At 43.2% G+C, this 17,915-nt stretch carries 12 protein-coding genes; 5 read left to right on the plus strand and 7 right to left on the minus strand.

Annotation, left to right across the window (positions count from 1 at the left end; translation table 11 throughout):
• Window position 1: 1 nt before the first annotated feature.
• From AC5FX4_RS22260 to AC5FX4_RS22280, 5 genes are read right to left on the minus strand one after another with little or no spacing between them, the layout of a single operon-like run.
• Window positions 2-1,369, minus strand: a complete 1,368-nt coding sequence (locus AC5FX4_RS22260) for a sensor histidine kinase (protein WP_493608601.1) — start codon at window positions 1,367-1,369, stop codon at window positions 2-4.
• Window positions 1,366-2,070, minus strand: coding sequence for a response regulator (locus tag AC5FX4_RS22265; RefSeq protein WP_493608602.1), 705 nt, complete (start codon window positions 2,068-2,070; stop codon window positions 1,366-1,368). The genes AC5FX4_RS22260 and AC5FX4_RS22265 overlap by 4 nt, the downstream gene beginning before the upstream one ends.
• Entirely contained in the window at window positions 2,063-5,101 is a 3,039-nt protein-coding gene (locus AC5FX4_RS22270; protein WP_493608603.1) for an efflux RND transporter permease subunit, read from the minus strand. Before AC5FX4_RS22270 ends, AC5FX4_RS22265 begins: the two co-directional genes overlap by 8 nt.
• Before the next feature lies 1 nt (window position 5,102).
• Window positions 5,103-6,149, minus strand: a complete 1,047-nt coding sequence (locus tag AC5FX4_RS22275; RefSeq protein ID WP_493608604.1) for an efflux RND transporter periplasmic adaptor subunit — start codon at window positions 6,147-6,149, stop codon at window positions 5,103-5,105.
• Window positions 6,139-6,888, minus strand: coding sequence for a MipA/OmpV family protein (locus AC5FX4_RS22280; protein ID WP_493608605.1), 750 nt, complete (start codon window positions 6,886-6,888; stop codon window positions 6,139-6,141). Before AC5FX4_RS22280 ends, AC5FX4_RS22275 begins: the two co-directional genes overlap by 11 nt.
• Window positions 6,889-7,204: 316 nt before the next feature.
• On the opposite strand from AC5FX4_RS22280, the gene AC5FX4_RS22285 reads away from it, so the two are divergent.
• The 5 genes from AC5FX4_RS22285 to AC5FX4_RS22305 all read left to right on the plus strand — a co-directional run bounded on the left by AC5FX4_RS22285 (window position 7,205) and on the right by AC5FX4_RS22305 (window position 15,379).
• Window positions 7,205-8,317, plus strand: a complete 1,113-nt coding sequence (locus tag AC5FX4_RS22285) for a response regulator transcription factor (RefSeq protein ID WP_493608606.1) — start codon at window positions 7,205-7,207, stop codon at window positions 8,315-8,317.
• Window positions 8,318-8,417: 100 nt separating this feature from the next.
• A complete protein-coding gene (locus tag AC5FX4_RS22290; RefSeq protein WP_493608776.1) occupies window positions 8,418-9,461 on the plus strand; it encodes an HD domain-containing phosphohydrolase in 1,044 nt (347 codons plus the stop codon).
• 72 nt (window positions 9,462-9,533) lie between these two features.
• On the plus strand, window positions 9,534-12,218 hold the full coding sequence (locus tag AC5FX4_RS22295; protein WP_493608607.1) for an ATP-binding protein: 2,685 nt from the start codon (window positions 9,534-9,536) through the stop codon (window positions 12,216-12,218).
• A 59-nt stretch (window positions 12,219-12,277) separates the two neighbouring features.
• Window positions 12,278-14,926 (plus strand): hybrid sensor histidine kinase/response regulator, encoded by a 2,649-nt coding sequence (locus tag AC5FX4_RS22300; RefSeq protein WP_493608608.1) that lies wholly within the window; start codon window positions 12,278-12,280, stop codon window positions 14,924-14,926.
• 117 nt (window positions 14,927-15,043) lie between these two features.
• Window positions 15,044-15,379 carry a hypothetical protein gene (locus AC5FX4_RS22305; RefSeq protein WP_493608609.1) on the plus strand — a complete coding sequence of 112 codons (336 nt, stop codon included), beginning with the start codon at window positions 15,044-15,046 and terminating at the stop codon, window positions 15,377-15,379.
• Window positions 15,380-15,830: 451 nt separating this feature from the next.
• Here AC5FX4_RS22305 and AC5FX4_RS22310 read toward each other — a convergent pair whose 3' ends face one another.
• Window positions 15,831-17,081, minus strand: coding sequence for a sensor histidine kinase (locus AC5FX4_RS22310; RefSeq protein WP_493608610.1), 1,251 nt, complete (start codon window positions 17,079-17,081; stop codon window positions 15,831-15,833).
• A gap of 2 nt (window positions 17,082-17,083) precedes the next feature.
• Window positions 17,084-17,794, minus strand: a complete 711-nt coding sequence (locus AC5FX4_RS22315) for a response regulator transcription factor (RefSeq protein ID WP_493608611.1) — start codon at window positions 17,792-17,794, stop codon at window positions 17,084-17,086.
• Window positions 17,795-17,915 lie beyond the last annotated feature (121 nt).

Raw genomic sequence — 17,915 nt, forward strand, 5'->3', positions numbered from 1 at the left:
TTTAGTGCATTTTAGGTCTACAAAACGCCACACTGAACGTTGCCCCACCAATACTGTTTTTGCACTCAACGTGTAACTTTGCATTATGAAATTCTGCAATTTCTTTAACAATTGCAAGGCCTAATCCACTGCCCGTCAACGCTGACTGTTCTTTGCGCCAAAATCGCTCAAATAACTTGTCCAGATACAACTCGTCAATGCCCGGGCCATTATCGATAACTTCAAGGTGGTTGTGTGTTGCTTTGACAATCACATGGGCACCTTCTTGGCTATGGCGCAGCGCGTTTTCGACCAAGTTTTTAATCATAATATGTACAGCGGCTTTATCGGCTAAAACCAATGCACCAGTTTGCTCAGGCTCTAGTTCCAGCTCCTTGCCAAGCGACAACGCCAGAGGAGCGAGCATCATGCACACTTCTTTAGTGAGTTCTACAATGCTGACTTGAGTCTTTTCGGTGCCAAATCGACGCTGTGCTCTGGATAAGTCCAAAAGTTGCTGTACAACCCGTGTCATGTAACTAACATCAGCAAGCACGCCCTCATTGGTATTCGCGTCCAAATTTGCTAACTGTACGCGCGTATTAAGTACTGCTAACGGCGTTTTAAGCTCGTGCGCGGCGTTCGCAACAAAGCGCTTTTGCTCGTTAAAACCGGCTTCAACCCTTTCCATCGCCTGATTCAAAGAATTGACAATCGGTTGTATCTCAACGGGTAAACCATCTGCACGGAGTCGAAAGCTCAACTGTTCCGGCGTAATGGCTTCGAGTTGTTGGGTGACATTTTTAACCGGACGTACTATTGAGCGTATCGATAAAAAGCCCACCAGCATAAAGACCAAAAACGCAGCCACCATAGTAATAATTGAAACTCGGCTAAGTACAGGCATGACCGCTTCATTGGCCAGCTCTCCAATCAAATCACTGCGGGCAAGATCAATGTATAAGTTTTGCCCATCAAGCACATGTTCAAGCCGATACCTATCCACCCCCGCCAAGTGCGAATAACCCAATGGCAGCCCTTCGGTTAAAGATTGAATAGCGCGTGAGCCTGACTGTGATTGCGTAGACGTTAAAAGCACATGACCCGTCGCTTTACTGGTAACACGAAATGCCAAGTTATTGTATAAAGCGTCATAGCCCCATTTTTCGGTCACGTTTTCGGGTTCATATCGAAGGACGCTGTTTACATCAAAATACAGCTGCTCCTGAATGTCTTCGCTCATACCAAACATGCTACTTTTGACCGCTAGGTTTCCGTAATTTATTGAAAATAAATATAAGGTGACACCGATAAGCGTAAACACCACTGAGCCAATCAATAAAAAGTGCAGGTATATTTTTCGTGCGAGTGAATGCTGAACAAGTTTCATGTCAAAATATACCCTATGCCACGCAGTGTTTTTATAGTGGAGCTGGCGCTGGCTGACTCTAGTTTTTTACGAATACGATGCACTGCGACCTGAATGGCATTGTCGGTCACTTCAAACCCTAAGGCATAAATTGCGTCGTATAAAGCATCCTTTCCCACCGTCAATCCCGCATTTCTTAGCAGATATTCTAAAATGGCGACTTCGGTTTTGCCCATGGTTAAGTTATCACCTTGAACCATCACTCTGCGTGCTTTGGTATCGAGCGCAAGATTGCCTTGCACCAGCAAATTACCCGTATAACTATTTGGCCGGCGAAACAAAGCTCTCAATCTGGCTTTCAGTTCATCAATTGCGAAGGGTTTATTCAAATAATCGTCAGCCCCCAAATCTAGACCTTTGATCCTATCATCCACGCTGCCTCGCGCCGTTAAAATCAATATAGGGATAGGATTGTGTGTTTGCCGGATTGTTTTTATAACGTCCAAGCCATCTTTGTCTGGCAACCCTAAATCCAACACCACAGCGTCGTACTGCCAATTACCCATCAATGCAAACATCTCTTTAGCATTGCTGGCAATATCGGCTGCATGGCCATCTTGGGTGATCGCCTGTTGAATAAATTGGGCTAACTGCGTGTTGTCTTCTGTGATCAATATGCGCATATGAGGAATCCCATCCCAACTGAACAAAGCACTAGACATGTTGCAGCTCCTCTTGCGAGGTTTCAACTTTCAGCAGCCGAACCATTAACGCTGGCATCACGATTAGCATCAGCAAGGTAGAAGAAATTAACCCGCCTATTACAGCCCATGCTAGGGGAGGCCAAAGTGGGCTGGCGCTCGAAGTAAGCGGCAACATACCAACTATGGTTGTAACAGTAGTCACTATAACAGGTCTGATCCTATTTTGTACCGCTACCTTAACCGCAATATGTTTTTCCACACCATTTTCAATTTGTTGCAATGCGCTTTCAATGAGTAAAATAGCGCTGTTGACCACAATTCCAGTTAAAGCCAGCACACCCAAAATCGACATAAAGCCAAATGGCACCCCCACCATTGCTAACATGGCTGGCGCACCGATCACGCCCAAAGGAATACTCAACATCACGAGCAAACTTAATCGCACCGAGTTAAATTGAATGATCAAAGCAATAAACAGTAAGGCAACACCCGCTGGCAGAGTTTTAAATAAGGCATTGTTGGCTTCTTGTGTTTCGGCGATTTCCCCTCCCAGTTTTAAGCTAACGCCATACTGCCCAGCGGTTGCATATAAACTTGGAAGGATCGCTTCCAAAATCGCTTCTTCATCATAGGATTGAGCAACATCACTTTTAATGGTTAATACTGTCTGTCCATTGCGTCGTTCCGTATACGCTCTATGACCAATGATTGAGGCACTGGCAAATGCGGATATCGGCACAATTTGCTGGCTTGCTGTGACAACATGTGTATTGAGCAATGATTCGCTGCTTTGATCCGATGAATAATCTCTAATCACCAGCTCTGTCGGCTCTTGCAAAAAGTCCACGTTTGTTACCACCATCCCTGAACTGCGCCAAGCCAGATAATCACTCAGCATTTGTTCATTAACACTCAGTTCGCCCAGCATGGTCTCGTCAAATTGAAAGCTAAGTTGGGGATTACCAAAGGTGTAACCTCGGCGCAAATTCTCTAGACCTTCTACTGCTCTCAGCTGCGATAACATCTCTTCCGCTGCGGCTTGCTGCCTATTCAAATCATCACCAAATACGCGCAGTTCTAACGGGCTTTCAATGGGTGGTCCCTGCCCTAACTCTCTGGCATTCACAATGATATCGCCGTGGCGTGCTTTTAAAATCTGATTAAGCTCACTAACCAAACGCCGCATATTTACCTTGTCGGTACTTTGAAACACAACTCGCGCAATATGACTCTCGCTAGGTTGCTGCACCAAGTTGTAATAAAAGCGAGGACCAGAAAAACCAGCAAATACCCAAGCTTTGTGCACATCATCTCTACGCTCAATCAATGCCGCTATATCAAAAGCAACCTGTGACGTTTTTGCGATATGACTACCAAAAGGTAGCTGAATATCTACGTAGGCTTGATCTCGATTGGTTTTTGGAAAAAACTCCCCCGGTGTAGACTCTATGCTCATCAAACCCACAACAAAGAGAATACTACCCACAGCCACTCGTTTGGGGTGATTGACGGAAACGTTCGCAATATATCCGCCACAGCCTTCCATGGTGCGTCGAAACATCATTTGTAATTGAGTTAACCACTTAACTTCGATATCCAACTTTTGAAAGGTGACGGGCACAAAGGTCAAGGCGACTATGTAACTAAGGCCGATCCCTAAGATAACAATGAGCGGTATGGTAGCAATGAAATCGGCAACACTGCCTTTTGCCAGTAACATAGGAACAAACGCCGCAACGGTCGTCATTGTGGCACAGGCTAAAGGCTTCGATAGCTCTTTAACCGCATTCATTGCAGCATCAAGCTTGGTAAGACCTTGCTCGACAAAGTAAGTCATTCGCTCCGACACGACAATACAGTTATCAACCATTAACCCTAAGGAAAGTACCATTCCTGCAATGGTCATTTGATGTATTACCCCATCAAACGAAGTAAACAAAGCAATCACCGAAAGCGCGATGGTAGGAATAGACAAACTGACTATCACCGCACTACGTATCGACATCAGGCATAATAACACCACCGCCACCCCCAAACTGCTGAGCAACAAGGAATACAACAAACCGTTACGACGTTTGGTTGACCAATCCGGCTGAAAGAACTCAATTTGCACCGGGTTATCTAAAAATCGAGCATTGATGTTCGCCACTGCTACTTTCACTTGTTCACCCACTTGTTCAACATCCACTTTGTTCGGCGGTAAAGTAATGGCCAAACCAACAACTTGTCGTCCATTTATCCAAAATTGCTCGATAACACGTGAGTCGGTTGTATGCGCCAGTTGCGCAATACTCGACAGAGGAATGCTGGTTCCCTGAGGGGTGTTGATCTGTTTCTCACCAATCAGCTGTTCATTGGCTAATCGATTCAAGCTTGCCAACCCGAGCCCTGTGATATTTTCAGTGAGCTTGGCTTGAGTCGACTGACCTTGTGCCTGAGTGAGACGTTGTGCTATTTGCAGCGGGGATACGCCCGTTTCTAACATCATCTCCTGCGAATAATTGACCACCAATTGCTGCCCCGGATCACCGAGCAACTCAACACTTCTTAACGAGCCTATCAGTAACAGTTCATTTCTCACTTCAATGGCCAATTGCCTATCAAACAACAATCCTCTGCCCGAATTCACTGACAGTACAATGCCTTGCGTGTCTTGTGCTCTATCTTGAATGGTAATATGTGCATCACTTGAACGTTTTTGAATCGGGGCCAAGCGTTCTTTAATGCGCTGCCAAACCCTATCCGTGTCATATTCCGATTCATTCAATTCGACGTCAATAACCGCTGAACCAACTTTAATACGGGCACTATGATCATGGATCTCGTCCACTTGGCTCAGTATTCTTTCAATCGGTTTGATATAAGTATCTACCAACTGCTGAGGACTCATCCCTGCACTACTGACCGTAATAAAGCCATTGCGATATGGGAAGTGGGGATCTTCTTGCTCATAGGCACAAAGCCAGCCAGCTAAGCCGGTAACCATTAAAATAGCGACAATGCCTAAAATTAAACGCGTATTTAAATACCACACTGTGCCTTGTTTCATATCACACTCCGTTCACCAAATTGAGGGCGAGTTTGGCTTCAGACGTAACGATTGATTGCTGCTCTAAAGGCTTTTCAGCACTGACTAAAACATGCGTAGATGAGGTTGCAATTAACTCTATTGAGACTTTTTCAACGGCGTCTTTACCAAGTAAAAGATAAGGGTGATTGGTAATGTCGTAGCGTACTGCCGAAGCCGGCACTTCATACAAAGGTTTATCCGTCAGCGGTAACATGAGCATGGCTCTAAGCCCAATAAGGGATGGTTCAGTATTGTTTAACTCAACAAAAACATCAAAAAACGGGCTGTTTTCATTAAGCGGCAATGTACGCTCAATGACTTCACCTTCAACATGCTGCTGTGTGCTAGGGATAAACATATGCACCCGCTGCTTTAGCTTCAAATTAAGCGCATCGCGCTCTGGTAATTGAAACCTAACTTTGAGTGTATTGTTGGTTTGCAGTTGAACAATCGGCTCTCCCGGATTGACATAATCACCTTGGCGAAAATAAATGTCGCTGACAACTCCCGCACTTTTGGCTGTCAGTTGTAAATCAATTTGCATGTTCTTTGCAGCTTGTAGCTTCGCAAACGCTTGACTAACGTCTTGCTCAGCCACTTTCAATGCAGCATAACTTTCATCAACGTTCGCCTGTGACACAAGTCCTTGAGCGAGTAGTGTATTGCTGCGCTCACTTTGTGCTCTGGCAAGCGTAAGATTTGCTTGTGCGCTGTTTAAAGCAGCGTGCTTTTCATCCAACTTTGCGAGCAGATCAGGAGAGTAAAGCGTTGCCAGCACCTGTCCTTTTACCACAAACTCACCTGCTCTCACCTGTAAGTTTTCGACCCGCACGCGACTGAACATCGCCATTTCTAAACTATCACCCCCTTCAATACGACTGTAAAAAGTTTTACTTGGTACACGGTGCGTTACTTCAATGGGCACTGTTACCATGGTCACTTCGGGTTGTATGTGGGGCAATGCACCGTCCGAGTTGCAGCCCGCTAACAAAAGTAGGCTGCACGCAAATGTTATTTTAAAAGACATAGACGTACCCCAAAATAACTTGCGCCGAACCAGACTTATCAATCAAAGGGGAGTCTTTGATCTCACTACCATAATTGGTGTAGCTAATATCCGCTTTAACCATATGATTTTTGCCAAAGAACCAATCAGTGCTGATCCCAACTTCGTAACTGATTGACGATTCACCTAGGTACATTGGGCGATTTAACGTCATTTCGTGGGCTTTTACACCGTAGTAATAATCAATAGTATCTTTGCTTTCAAAATTAGCGGATACATAAGGCATGATGCGGCCATCTTCCACCTGCATTGGAATGCCATAACTCAGCGTAGCCGAATAACCTTCATGGGTACTCGTGAGGTCTTGCATAAACTCAAAGCCAAACTCACCAAAATCGGTGTCTATTTCAGCCTCAATGCCCACATCAAAGCTCATGTCTCTATCTTCCATACCTTTGAAAAAGGGAGAGTCATCGGCTTCGTAGCCATCCAAGCGCAGGTGGCCCGCAAAAGAAAGCTCAAAGGTCTCTGACTGGAAAAATTTATAACTTGCTCTGGGGCCCAATAGTGAGAAGTTGCCATAGTTAATGGCAAGTGCGGGTACAAATTGTGTTTCATTGCCAATATCTACATAGCCTTGATCTTGCGAGATCAAGGCAACACCCACCCCCCACTGCATTTCTAATGCTTCTGGATTTGATTCTGCTAAGGCCAAAGGTGATGAAAGAACAACGGTTGCGACGACAAGAGATTTAAACATTTTAGCTTCCTTTTTTAATAACAAAGTAATGAGTGCAGATGCCACTCGATTTGGTTTATGGGATGACAATAAGCCCGTAAACTTTCTCGAAACTTACAACTTTGAAATTTTCGTAAAATCACAAAAGAAACTTACTAATGAAAATAAAAAAATATTAAAAATCAAAATACTAAAGAATAGTTAACACTTAAAATTTGTTTGCTAATACTTATCAAAAGATCAACCAAAGGGTCGTTTGAAGAATTTGCTAGATAAGTTTTTGTTGACTACCTTTTAATCACAAACACCTGAAAGTTTTGATGAAAAAGGACAAACCGTGAAAATACTATCGGTTGACGATAACCCACAAAACAGAGCACTTATCGAACGTGCATTACAAAAACAATTTCAAGTCATATCGTCGGATGGTTCAGAACCCATTATCGAGCTAATGCATACTCACCAGCCAGACGTTGTGCTCATGGATATTATGTTGGGGCAAAGCTATACAGGCTATGATCTGGTCAAAGAAATTAGAGGTAATCACCTCTATACCGAGTGCGAAGTTATCTTTATTTCAGCCCTGACATCAAGCGACGATAAACTTACCGCCTATGGGTGTGGTGGCGACGATTATATCTCAAAGCCAGTCGACTTTACCGAGCTACATCAAAAGCTAAAACGAGTGGAGCTAAGAATTGCAGAACGCGATTCCCTAAAAGAACAATATGAAATGGCGTCAAATACGGCTTTTACGTCAATGCAACAAGCCAACGAATTAGGCGCACTCGTCACCTTCTTTACAGAGAACCTCGAAGTCTCTGAGATGGCTGCATTGTTTAAAAATATCAAAGGCTACTACGCCAACGCTGGGGTCAATTGCTGCCTTGAGTTTCGTGTCGCCAATGAAGAGTACCAGTTTCCAGAACAAAGCATCACGGATCTTGAGCGCGAGATTTTAGAGTTAGGGCGCAAAGCCAAACGTATTGTGCCATTTGGAGCCAATATGCTTTTTAACTCGCCGTTTTGCTCAATGTTGGTCAAAGGCATGCCCGTTCATGACGAGGAGCTGCTTGGCCGTGCGAGGGACAACTTTGCCATCTTACTCACTATCGTAGACAGCCGTATCGAGTTCATTGAGCAACAGTTAGAGCGAGATAACATACGTAAAAAAGCACTCAATGAATTAAAAAATCAACTTGTTGACGACTTCGCCACTATCAAGAGCTTATGTGAAAACCAAGATACGCAAATTACTAAGCTTGTTAGTGATTTAGCCCAAGCTATTCAATTAAAAATCATCACACTAGGCTTGGATGAAGATCAAGAATCTGAACTGATGAGCCTTGTTGATGAAACCAAAGATGTCGTTGAAGAAACGCTAGGCCTTTCATTTGTTATTGAAGATAGGCTGTACAACGTCACCCAGCAATTAAAAACGATTGAGTAACTTTCAACGAGCAATTTTGCCCGGGTGTTCTAATATGAAATTAAGCGTCATATTAGCACTGGGAATATGAGCATAAATAGGCATTGATATTGTGAAAAAGATGAGAGAAGCCTCTGTCATATTGGCAATAGATGATAACCCTACCAACCTTAAATTACTTAAAAGGCTGCTCACATCTAAAGGTTACCAAAACGTCCATCTATTGTCTGACGCTCGTTTGTCTGTAGAAACCTATCAAGCAATTAACCCCGATCTCGTTTTACTTGATATTAATATGCCACATATGGATGGCTTTGATGTGATGGACGCCCTGTTTGCACTAAAAGATACGCTGATCGCCCCTATTATTATTATCTCTGCCCAACATGGCAGTGAAAGCACAGTCAAAGCTTTAGAAAAAGGCGCTCGAGACTACATAACTAAACCATTTGAGAAAAACGAGTTGTTGATGCGAGTGAGAAACCTGCTTGAAGCACATTTGGCACACAAGTTAATCAACGACCAAGCTCAAGTACTTGAGCAAATGGTACTAGCTAGAACTAAAGAACTTCATGATACACGTTTAAGCGTTGTACAAAGGCTCGGCATGGCCGCTGAATACAAAGATGAAGATACGGGTAACCACATTTTAAGAATGAGCCACATTTGCAAGCTACTGGCACAGCAATTGGGGTGGGATGAACACGAGGTCGATCTTATTCTCAATGCCAGCCCCATGCATGATATTGGCAAAATAGGGATCCCTGATGCCGTATTGTTAAAGCCTGGCAAACTGACGCCGGATGAATGGACTGTAATGAAAGAACACGCCACGATAGGTGGGCTGCTTTTAGAAGGTGATGAATCCAACCTCGTGCGTATGGCGCGGAATATTGCACTTACCCATCATGAAAAATGGGATGGTACTGGGTACCCTTTAGGCTTAAAAGGCACGGATATTCCTATAGAAGGCCGAATTGCGGCACTCGCAGATGTGTTTGATGCACTTACGTCTGAGCGCCCCTATAAACACGCTTGGAGCGACACAGAAGCCGTTGAGTATATTAAAGCTAATTGTGGGACACATTTTGATCCTCAACTGGTCGACACATTTGTTGAAAACCTTGAACAAATTATCGCAATAAAAAGCCATTATCAGGACTGATCATGATGAAGGATTGTTGTCCGAACTCTGTTTGCAAGATAGCCAATCGTCTATAACAAAGGAGGTGAATGCGTGTTTTCTGTAAATAAGCTAATACGTCAGTTAGAAAAGTTAGAGCCACAGCTGTATGTCGATGTGGACAATTTGCCTAAAATTGAAGATGACACCCTCCAAGCCCTTTATGAAAGCATACACGCCTATTGTGATTCAGAACATGACGCGATTTACCCTAGTTCCCTGCTTCAAAATAACTTTATTACTCGATTGCAGAGTTATCAACAAACACCCAGTATAGAAAAAGCCGAGACGTTAATACGTAACGTTCGTGCCATCACCAAAACGCTATCCCAACAAACCATGATCCCTAAAAGCATGCGCGTTGACATTTTCCCGACGGAAAATAGAGGCGCACTTGGGCAGGCCATAATCATTGATGACAACGACAATGAAAGGAAGCGTTTGACAAACCTATTGAGCAATTCTGGATACAAAGTAATCGCTTTGGATAGCGTTCAAAGCTTGAAGCGCATGATAAAAGCGAATGAACTGAGTCACTCAATCCCCTTAGTCATTTTAAAATGGAATGAACAACTCGACAGCGCTGAACTCGTAACCACAGTGAATGACATAAAAAAGCTTCAGCAAGACAATGACTCCTTAGTCTTAATGGCTGAAATAATGGTGGTTGAACAAAGGCTTGAGCTATTAAAAACGGGGGTTGATAGACATATACAACTTCCCTGCCAGGAAAACTACATCACCTCTTTGCTCAGTACGCTAATCGAAAAGAACGATACAGAACCCTATCGGGCGCTACTGGTCGATGACAGTGTCGCCTCACTGCAATTTCACAGCATGATGTTACAAGAGCAAGGTTTTGAAACGTATGAATTTTCAAATCCTTTACACGCATTAGAACAAATAGACATCTTATATCCGGATGTGATTATTCTCGATTTCCACATGCCTCAAATTATGGGACCTGAGCTGGCAATTTTAATCCGTGAACACCCCAGGTTTGTAGACATTCCTATCGTATTCTTATCCAGTGACTCAACCTTAGCATCACAGCTTTATGCATTAAAAACCGGGGCCGATGACTTTTTAATGAAACCTGCTGATCACGCCCATTTTTGCGGTGCTATCAGCGTACGAGCGAGGCGCTATAGGCTAAAACGAGCACTGGAAGACGACTTGCAAAAAGAAATGCGCGAGCGAGACAAAGAGCACCTTGCCATCAACTCACATGCAATCGTAAGTATTACGGACAAACGAGGCGACATTATTTATGCCAATGACTACTTTTGCCAAATAAGTGGCTTCGCTCGAGAAGAGCTAATTGGCAAGAATCATAGAGTTGTCAAATCAGACATGCATGATGAAGCCTTCTATAAAGATATTTGGCGAACAATCGCCCATGGTAATATTTGGCAAGGTGATATTTGTAACAAACGAAAAAATGGTGGTATTTACTGGGTTAATTCCACCATAGTGCCGCTGGCTGGAGAAAATGGTCACCCCGCGCAATATGTGTCAATTCGTACCGATATTACCGCGAACAAAATGCTACAAGAAGCCTTAAAAGCCATGGTGATCAGCACATCAACAACCATAGGAACTGAATTTTTTGCAGAAACGACACAAAGCCTAACTTTTGCGACGGGCGCTTCAAGTAGTTTTATCGCTGTGCCGAGTAATAAAAAAGGCTACGCGAAAACACTGTCATTCTTTCACGAGGGTGAGTTTTTAGAACCGCGAGAATATCAGCTAAAAGGCTCTCCATGCGAGCAAATACAAAATGGCGGAGTATGCTTTTTTGAGGAAAACGTAGCCGCGCGCTTTCCTGATGATCCTTGGCTCGCAGACAATCAGATTGAAGCCTATATTGCCGTTCCTTTAGCGACTGTTGGCGGTGATTTACTCGGTTGTATCGGCCTAATGAGCGATACAAAGCTATACAATTCAGAGTATATCAAGTCATTGCTGGCTGTTTTCGCCGATAGAGTCGCACTCGAACTCATGCGCATGCAAAATGAAGAGCGTTTAGTACACGCAAAAGTAGAAGCCGACAGAGCAAACCGCGCAAAATCTGAGTTTTTATCCAATATGAGCCACGAACTGCGTACGCCTTTAAATGCCATTCTGGGGTTTGGGCAACTACTCGAATCATCTGAGAGCCTGTCCGAAGAAGACACCGAGGATGTTGGAGAAATACTTAAAGCCAGCCGCCATTTACTGAATTTAATTAATGAAATTTTAGATTTATCTAAAGTAGAAGCTGGGAAATTCAAAGTAGAAAACAAACTCAATAATGTGACCAAGATTATCGCAGAATGCACGAGACTGGTTGAGGTAGACTGCGCAAAACGCGGGTTAACATTAAAAGTTGAGCAACTAGACTCCATTTCAGCGCATTGTGATCCGCTGCGCTTAAAGCAAGTGCTACTCAACATACTTTCCAATGCCATCAAATATAACAATGAAAATGGCCAAATAATTGTAAAGGCTTGTAATGGTTCGCGACATTGCGATATTTCAGTAACCGATACCGGTCTAGGCATTGCCGTGGACGATCTCGACAAACTTTACGAGCCGTTTAATCGACTAGGTGCTGAGCACTCAGAAACCGAAGGAACGGGTATCGGCTTAACGTTAACCAAAAAGCTCGTGCACTTAATGCATGGAGAGTTGCTCGTTGAGAGTGAACCAAACGTTGGTAGTACTTTTACTATCAGGCTGTCAGTAGACGAGCCATAAGCGCTCAAATAAAGAGACTAAATGAAAAAATATGATCAATTTAATGCGTGTGTCCATTTATGAAGTGGCTTGACTCTTTACCTTACCCTTATGTCATTGTATTCATCTCATTGCTATTTTTTGCTGTGCTTTATTCGTTTGCTGATCAACATAACGTCACACCAACTGCCAATATCACTGAGCAAAAACGACAGATGCAAGGTGAACTCGACAAATTGAATACGCTCATGCGTGATGCCAAAAATGCAAAAACGGTGTTTGCAACTTGGTTATCAGCGCGCGAACACCAAGTTGATCTTCATGAATATTTGATGGCCTCAAATGGCACAACTGTTGTTAACGCGAGTGCACATTTAAGTGACATCGATACCAGTGATTTAATAGACACTGAGCTACTTTTAAACCTAAAAGATGCATCCACACTCATCACAAAAACGGATGCTTGGCTTAGTGGCGCGGTGAAAGCATGTGACCAGTTAAAACAGTGCTATTTTTACGTACAACACCGAACGTTGCCCGTATCAAAACTCACCTATAGTCTCATTTTCTCAGCCTTAGCTGTCATTTACATCATTGCAGTCGTACTGTACTTAAAACTGCGCTTTGGCAAGCTCAAGCAAGCCATTGGCCGGTTTGCTGCTCTGCAAGACAGTGCTCATCCACAAAAAAATTTCACTGATGACTTATGTGCGCTGACTTCTATCATTAACAATGCACAGCTGCAATATCGAGCAAATCAATCGCAACTCGCCAAAGAACTGGCAAAATTTGACGAACTTTCTTCTCAGCTACAATCTCAGTATTCTCGGCTATCTGCGGTCATCAACACGGTCATCGATGGCATCATTACCATAGATAAAGACGGTACAGTTGAAACCTTTAACCCTGCGGCAGAGCGCATTTTTGGCTATCAAGCCAAGCAAGTCATCGGTAGGAACGTCAAAATGCTGATGCCCGCGCCATACCAAGAAGAGCATGATGACTATTTACAAAACTACCTAACAACCGGTAAAAAAAGAGTGATTGGCTCAGGAAGGGAAGTGCTTGGCCAAAAGGCTGATGGAGCTTTATTTCCGATGGAACTCTCCGTCAGTGAAATGAATGTAGATGGTGAACGCATGTTTACCGGGATCGTTCGCGATATTTCTGATCTTGAAGAACAAAAATCACTATTAAACGACCAAGTATCTCGGATCAAGGCAATCATTGAAACCGTTATTGACGGCATCATCACCATCAATGAGCAAGGCATTGTCGATAGTTTTAACCCCGCAGCGGAAAAAATCTTTGGCTATAAAGAGCAAGAAGTGGTTGGCAACAATATTAAAATGTTGATGCCCTCGCCTTATCAGCAAGAACATGATCAATATTTAGATAATTATCGCACCAGTGGTATTAAAAAAGTGATCGGCTCCGGCCGAGAAGTGTTAGGGCAAAGAAAAGATGGTTCTGTGTTTCCCATGTCGCTCGCCATCAGCGAAATGAACATAGATAATAAAAGAATGTTCACAGGTATTGTGCGTGATATTACAGAACGCAAAAAATATGAAACCGCGCTTAATCAATACAGAGATACCCTAGAAGAGCAAGTTAAACAGCGTACAGCCCAGTTGGAGGCGGCGTCTCAACAAGCGCAATCAGCCAATGAAGCGAAATCTAAGTTTCTATCTCGCATGAGCCATGAATTAAGAACCCCGTTAAACGCGATCATTGGCTTTACGCAGATACTCGAAGATGAAACGCTCACCGAGTCTCAACAAGACAGCCTGAGAGAAATATCGGATGCCGGTAAAGATCTCATGTCGATGGTGAACGATATTTTGCAGATCACAGCCATTCAAAGTGGCGACTTAAACCTCAGTAAAGAAGAAGTCGCGCTCAATGACGTTATTGCTGAAGCCATTAAGCTACTTGCACTAGAAGCGAAAGCCAAAAACATCACTGTGCAATTTAATTATCAGTCTCAATATTTTGTAACCGCTGACTACTCAAAACTAAAGCAAGTACTAACAAACTTAATTGAAAATGCCATTCAGTATAATCACCCAAATGGCTCTATCAAAATTGACATAGCGGTAGAAGAAGACAGCGCTAAAGTCAGCATTACGGATACTGGTAAGGGCATCAGTGCAGAGCAGTTAAAAACCATTTTTGCGCCTTTTGAACGAGTATCGGATGAGCATTCTGGCGAAGAGGGTATAGGCATCGGTTTGACCATAGTTAAAGAGTTAGTAGAAGCCATGGATGGAGAAGTAGGCGCATTTAGCACCTTGCAGCAAGGCGCTACTTTCTTTTTTACGTTACCGCTACTGCGCGAAGTAGAACCCCAAGTAAATACGCGTTTGCACGTTTTGTATATCGAAGATAATGCAACCAATCGCAAACTGATGAAACGTCTCATAAATAAAATCGACAATATCGATTACCATGAAGCCATTGATGGCACTTCAGGGATCGCCGCAACCAAACAATATCTCCCCAATTTGGTGTTACTGGATATCAACTTACCCGACATGTCTGGCTACGATGTATTCAAAGCCCTTCAAGATGATGACTGCACCAAAAATATTCCCGTGGTCGGCGTATCTGCCAACGCCATGGAATCTGACAAAGAAAAGGCCAGAGAGCTGGGCTTTACAGACTATATAACAAAACCCATTGAACTCGATGAACTAGCCGCAAACATTGAAAAGCTGATAATGAGGTAATGTGGTTTGGTTAGATTTGACTTGACGTGAGCGAGGGACGGTGGGTGTCAGATACCAACCTTACAAAGTATGCCTGCTAGCAAAGTCTAGCTTTAAACAGCTTTTACATAGGTGATTATGGAAGAAATTCGAAAATATCATGAATTAGCAAAAGATGCAGGAAATAGACTTAGAGCGTATATATTGTCAGTATCTTCTGGTGCGACAGGTGTGTTTTTTCTTGCTCTAACAAGGACTGAAAAAACACCATTGGCATGTTCAGAAAAATGGCTTTTATCAATCGCATTGCTGTCTTATGTTATTACCGTATTTTTATGTTTGTATGAGCTTAGAGTTGACGCGAAGAGATTTTTTTCATTAGCCAAAGAACTTGAGAAAACAAAATCTGAACAAAATTGGGAACAAAATGAGAGCTATAAATCTAAGCGCTATTGGTTAATCCATATGTCTTAGTTAACTCTGGGAATAGCGATCATTTCGACCAGTGCTTATCTAGTGCTAAAAATCATCGATACATAAATAAATTGCCAAAGCGGATAAATAACGACCAATAAGTTGTGCTATTCCTAAGTAAATCAATCATTTTTGTCGGATGGCGTGGCTGCGCCACTTATCCGACCTACTCCGATTAAATGTAGGTTGGATAAACCGAAGGTGCCATCCAACAATTGGCATGCCTCAACTAACCTTAAATGGGCATAACGGAGAATATTGGAACGAAAAGTCCGTTTCTGGTATGAAAAAGTTTGTTAAATTTTTTGATGCCCGCGCTTCTGATTGAAATTTTCACTTTGGTACGCATCACTGTCGAATGACGCTTCGCTTACGCCTATCTACGTCAAAGGGTAGGTTGGATAAGCCTTCGCCGCCATTCGACACTTCAAATAACCTCTAGTCTGATACTTCACTGCGCAAACACCACTTCCACGCGCGTGCCTTTGTCATCACTTGCAAGGGTATATCCCAGTTCGAGCTGCTCACATAAACGCTTAACAATATTTAAGCCCATCCCTAAGCCTTGGCTTTGCTCGCCCTTAATTCCGGCATCAAACACTTGCTGCTGAATGTGTTGTGCTATGCCAACACCGGTATCTTGAATACACAAGGTATGTGCTTTGTAGCTGATATGAATGGCCCCCTCAACGGTGTATTTAAAGGCATTACCCAGTAAATTATTGAGTAAAATCAGTAGTGATGTTTGACTGATAGACACTTCAGCATCCTTAGCGACCTCAATTTTTAAATCGATTGGCTTGCCAGCAAGGTGCTCATATTGCTGTAACACACTTTGCTCAATTGCACTGAGTAGTTTGGCCTTACCATCTCCTAAGCTATCTTCTCTCGCCAGTGCTAAGAGCAAACTCAGACTTTGCTCAATTTGTTGTTGTGCTGAGTCTATTCTCGTTACAAGGGACTGCTGCTGTTCATCCAATGTTGTTTGTTTGAGTAGCGTCAATGCACCTTGACTAACGGTGACGGGCGTTCTGAGTTCATGAGACACATCGCGAGTAAAGTTCTGCTCACGCGTAATAAAAGCGCGAATACGCTCAAGTGCCGCTTCAAGAGTGTTGGCGAACGTGCCGATTTCATCATTTTTGAAATGCTTAGCAAAGCCTTGAGGTAGCTTATCAACCGGTGCATTATTGAGTATCGCCATTAAATTATCAAGCGGCTTCAGTAAGCGTTTGGCAATTTTATAAGACGCAAATCCCATCACCATGGCAAGGGTTGCTGCTACCGCAAACACAATCAGCAGAAAGTAAAACATACCTTCTTTGATTTTGCGCACCACTAAATGATCGCTCACTTCTGCAATTAAAAAGCCATGTGATAATTTCATTAAATGAAAATGCTGCTCACCTTCACCAGTAAACTCGCCCCGTTCAGGCTCTTCTTGCAAGCTTTGTTTTATTGAGGCTGGCAATGCTGACTGCTCGGCCGCATAGCTGATAAAGGTTAATTTGGGTTGAGGCGTTTGCCTATTTTTTAATTGGATTTCGGCTAAGACCGCCTCATCTTTCAATAAATCATAAAAAAGCTGATCTTCAATATTGTAAGCAAATAAAAAGCTGGTGACGCCAAATAACAAGCTGGTGAGTAACGTACTGCCCACAAAATACAAAATGATGCGGTTGCGCAATTGAGCTGTTTTCATCGTTACCCCTTACTCTTTGAGTGAGCACAAGGGATATCTAATGCAAAGCCCACGCCATGAAGTGTTTTAATCACCTGATGCGCAAAAGGCTTATCAATGGCTTTGCGAAGCTGATAGAGGTGTGATCGCAACGCATCCGAATCGGTGGGCTCATCTCCCCAAATTTTGTCACACAGCTCACTGCGACTAATCGCTCTAGGATGCGCTTCCATAAGCGTTCGCAAAATTTTTAATGGCAGTGGCTGCAACGCGATTTCAATACCCGAGCGAGTCACTTGATGTGTTTGTTTATTAAAACAAATATCACCTATTTCCAGCACGTGTGTGGTATTGAGGGTATGTCGTTGCGTTAACACATTACAACGCACCCACAACTCTTCGAGCGCAAAGGGTTTAGTTAAATAATCATCCGCGCCATGCTCAAAACCCACCAGCTTATCTGACAAGGTATCTCTGGCTGTTAACATGAGTACTGGAATATGCCTATCGGCTTGCGCTCTGAGTTGTTTGCACACCGCTAAACCGTCCATTTTTGGCAGCATCAAATCAAGTACAATACAATCATAATAATGCGAGAGAGCCAGTGACAAGCCTTGCTCACCGTGGCTTGCAAAATCGAGCACAGCCCCTTTTGCTTCAAAATAATCGGCAATATTACGGCTAATATCTGGCTGGTCTTCTACCAGCAGTATTTTTAGCTGAGCTGTAGGCATAGGTACTTCCTAATGGTTCTGTTTGTGCTGTGCAAATCTTAGTGCAAAGAATGTGAAGGCCCTGTGAAATTGCCTTTTCACACTGTCTTCACATCCGTGTTGGCACTTTATTCATCACTTT

The organism is Pseudoalteromonas sp. ATL1 (genome assembly GCF_058933015.1).

Bases quoted from the DNA above. Each gene is read 5' to 3' on its own strand.
- AC5FX4_RS22300 (WP_493608608.1), top strand. From the start codon at position 12,278: ATGAAGTGGCTTGACTCTTTACCTTACCCTTATGTCATTGTATTCATC.
- AC5FX4_RS22270 (WP_493608603.1), bottom strand. From the start codon at position 5,101: ATGAAACAAGGCACAGTGTGGTATTTAAATACGCGTTTAATTTTAGGC.
- AC5FX4_RS22265 (WP_493608602.1), bottom strand. From the start codon at position 2,070: ATGTCTAGTGCTTTGTTCAGTTGGGATGGGATTCCTCATATGCGCATA.
- AC5FX4_RS22280 (WP_493608605.1), bottom strand. From the start codon at position 6,888: ATGTTTAAATCTCTTGTCGTCGCAACCGTTGTTCTTTCATCACCTTTG.
- AC5FX4_RS22305 (WP_493608609.1), top strand. From the start codon at position 15,044: ATGGAAGAAATTCGAAAATATCATGAATTAGCAAAAGATGCAGGAAAT.
- AC5FX4_RS22290 (WP_493608776.1), top strand. From the start codon at position 8,418: ATGAGAGAAGCCTCTGTCATATTGGCAATAGATGATAACCCTACCAAC.
- AC5FX4_RS22275 (WP_493608604.1), bottom strand. From the start codon at position 6,149: ATGTCTTTTAAAATAACATTTGCGTGCAGCCTACTTTTGTTAGCGGGC.
- AC5FX4_RS22260 (WP_493608601.1), bottom strand. From the start codon at position 1,369: ATGAAACTTGTTCAGCATTCACTCGCACGAAAAATATACCTGCACTTT.
- AC5FX4_RS22310 (WP_493608610.1), bottom strand. From the start codon at position 17,081: ATGAAAACAGCTCAATTGCGCAACCGCATCATTTTGTATTTTGTGGGC.
- AC5FX4_RS22315 (WP_493608611.1), bottom strand. From the start codon at position 17,794: ATGCCTACAGCTCAGCTAAAAATACTGCTGGTAGAAGACCAGCCAGAT.